The 2,603-nt window shown below is 47.4% G+C and carries 3 protein-coding genes and 1 tRNA gene; all 4 read right to left on the reverse strand.

All coding sequences use genetic code 11. The features are described from left to right. Nucleotides 1–199 precede the first annotated feature (199 nt). Nucleotides 200–276 (reverse strand) — tRNA-Arg (locus NTW12_03855). Nucleotides 277–370: 94 nt separating this feature from the next. Next, the gene (ftcD, locus tag NTW12_03860; GenBank protein MCX5845480.1) at nucleotides 371–1,282 is read right to left on the reverse strand and encodes a glutamate formimidoyltransferase; all 912 of its coding nucleotides are present in this window, start codon (nucleotides 1,280–1,282) and stop codon (nucleotides 371–373) included. 6 nt (nucleotides 1,283–1,288) lie between these two features. Continuing rightward, the gene (locus NTW12_03865; protein MCX5845481.1) at nucleotides 1,289–1,933 is read right to left on the reverse strand and encodes a metallophosphoesterase family protein; all 645 of its coding nucleotides are present in this window, start codon (nucleotides 1,931–1,933) and stop codon (nucleotides 1,289–1,291) included. A gap of 24 nt (nucleotides 1,934–1,957) precedes the next feature. Next, nucleotides 1,958–2,603, reverse strand: a 646-nt coding sequence (gene ftsY, locus NTW12_03870; protein ID MCX5845482.1) for a signal recognition particle-docking protein FtsY, incomplete at its 5' end; no start/stop codon positions are given.

Below are 2,603 nucleotides of genomic sequence, written 5' to 3' on the forward strand. Positions count from 1 at the left end.
AATCATGGCATCAGCACCTATGTCTTTAATATTTAACATTATTCATACCATTTTCGGGAAACAGTGTCAAGAGAAATATGCACAAATGTTAAATTATTTTAACGCCTTACACTAATAATGACTTTTTACGATGTCGTCAAAATTGGGTAGCAATTAAAACAAAAAGGGTTAACGATTATTTGTTAACCCTTTGTTTTTCTGGCGCCCCCGGCGTGACTCGAACACGCGGCACACGGATTAGGAATCCGTTGCTCTATCCGCCTGAGCTACGGGGGCACGGATTATACTACAGGATGGAGGGCTGTAACATGATTTTGATAGAGGTGTCAATCTCTGTGTTTCATTCATCGTAAAACAAAAGATTGCCACGTCACTGAGTAGTCCCTCGCAGTGACAATAAATGTGTTTCGATGACGCATTCAGCGCGGAAATTCGATAGCTGAAGATATTCGGCGGTCACGCCTTTCAGCGCCTCTTCAGGTATGAGACCAACCAGCTCAGACTCCAGAACAGAGATGCCGTAAGAGGAACTCCTTTTCTTTACCTCATCGAAGACTGTCCGGAGTGATGTCGCCTTGTAGTTAGTAAGGTTCATCGATACCTGGACGATATTTCTGCTCTTCAGAGGAACGCCGATTGCCTTTATGTGGCGCAGTCCGCCGCTCGATTGTCTGATGGAACGGGCGATTATTTTTGCCGCCTGCAGATCGTCTGTGGCAAGATTGATGTTGAAGGCAATGAGAGGCTCCCTTGCCCCGACAACCGTTGCACCTCCCTGGGGGTTGAAGCGGGTTGGTCCTGCATCGGGAACCCACAGGGGATCATTAATCCGTGCTTTTAACCCTTCGTATCCGCCTTTTCTGATGTCCGGCAATTCTCTTCTCAGGGGATCAAGTGCCGCCTCACCGTAGAAATAGACAGGAATTTTGTTCCTCTGTCCAAAAATGCGGCCAAACCGGTGTGCCACATCCACCGCATCTTTCATGGTCGCGCCTTTCAGGGGGACGAAGGGTACCACATCGACGGCGCCAATCCGGGGATGGACACCCCTGTGTTCGCGCATGTCAATCAGCTCGATAGCCCTTTCGCAGACGGCAACTGCTCCTTTTTCGACATCTTCCGGTGCGCCGATGAAAGTCAAAACGGTTCGGTTATGGTCTGCATCGATGCATACATCGAGGAGTCTCACACCCTCAACAGCGGAAAGTGCTGCGGTGATACCGTCTATCTTTTCCCTATTCCTGCCTTCACTGAAATTGGGGACACATTCGATAATTTTCATAAGCTGTTAGACTTGGTGGATCTTCATCTCCGGCAGTTCAATGCATGTCAACTTACCGCCATAGACCGCGCCTGTATCGAGGCCAATCTTGTTTTTATCGATCAGGGGCGTGGTAAAGGAAAGGGGCGTATGACCGAAAATGACAATCTTCTTAAAATCATACGGAGAGTTAATGAAATCGTACCGTATCCACAGGAGGTCTTCGAAGTTCTGCCGTTGTATGGGAATACCGGGCCGTAAACCGGCATGTACGAATATATAGTCATCTGTCTCATAGGACAGCAGAAGGGTGATGAAGAATTCCATGTGATCATTCGGTATAGTTAATTTTCCCCTTCCTGACGGGTTAAAGCCATAGGATATCATCGTACTCATACCCCCGTTGTGCATAAAGAGATCTTCATCCTTGTGTTCAAGATAATAGTTGAGAAACATCTGTTCATGATTTCCCAGCAGGCAAACGACATTCTTAATTCTTTTCCTGATATCGAGAATGGAATCAACGACTCCTTTAGGATCAGAACCCCTGTCGATATAGTCCCCGATGAAGACGAGCGTATCGTTCCGGGCATCGATATCAAGTTGTGCCATCATTGTATCGAGTTTGGAGATGCAGCCGTGAATATCTCCTATAGCAAATATCTTTCCCATATAAAAAACTTTTTATCCTGAAAGTTACCGGAGGTCCTGTTCAAAAAGGGCGCTCACGAATTCTTCACTGTGAAAACTTTTCAAATCATCGAGTCCCTCCCCGATACCGATATATCGGATGGGGATGCTGAGTTCCCTGGCAATTCCTATAATTACACCGCCTTTTGCCGTTCCGTCCAGTTTGGTTAAAATAATTCCCGTCACGCCGATTTCTTCGTTAAACATCTTTGCCTGGACAACGGCATTCTGACCTGTTGTGGCATCAAGCACAAGGAGTATTTCATGCGGGGCGCCGGGGAGTTCTCTTCCCATAATACGCTTCATCTTCTTGAGCTCTTCCATCAGATTAACCTTGGTGTGAAGCCTGCCTGCCGTGTCGATGATGACGACGTCAGCTTTTCTGGCTTTTGCCGCGTGAATTGCGTCAAAGACAACAGCGGAGGGGTCTGCACCGAACTTCTGTTTGATCAGAGGCACTTCTACCCTCTGGCTCCAGATTTCAAGTTGCTCGATCGCCGCTGCTCTGAATGTGTCGGCTGCGACGAGCATTACAGACAGCCCGCTATTTTTCAGATTGCGCGCAAGTTTTCCTATGGTTGTGGTCTTGCCTGTCCCGTTGACACCTACTACCATAATGGTAAAAAGTTCATTCTGTGGGATAGAAAGGGGC

The sequence above is a fragment of the Deltaproteobacteria bacterium genome, from assembly GCA_026388545.1.
GTDB lineage: Bacteria > Desulfobacterota > Syntrophia > Syntrophales > UBA2185 > JAPLJS01.

Coding starts and splice junctions, on each gene's coding strand:
- ftcD (MCX5845480.1), bottom strand. CDS start 1,282: ATGAAAATTATCGAATGTGTCCCCAATTTCAGTGAAGGCAGGAATAGG.
- NTW12_03865 (MCX5845481.1), bottom strand. CDS start 1,933: ATGGGAAAGATATTTGCTATAGGAGATATTCACGGCTGCATCTCCAAA.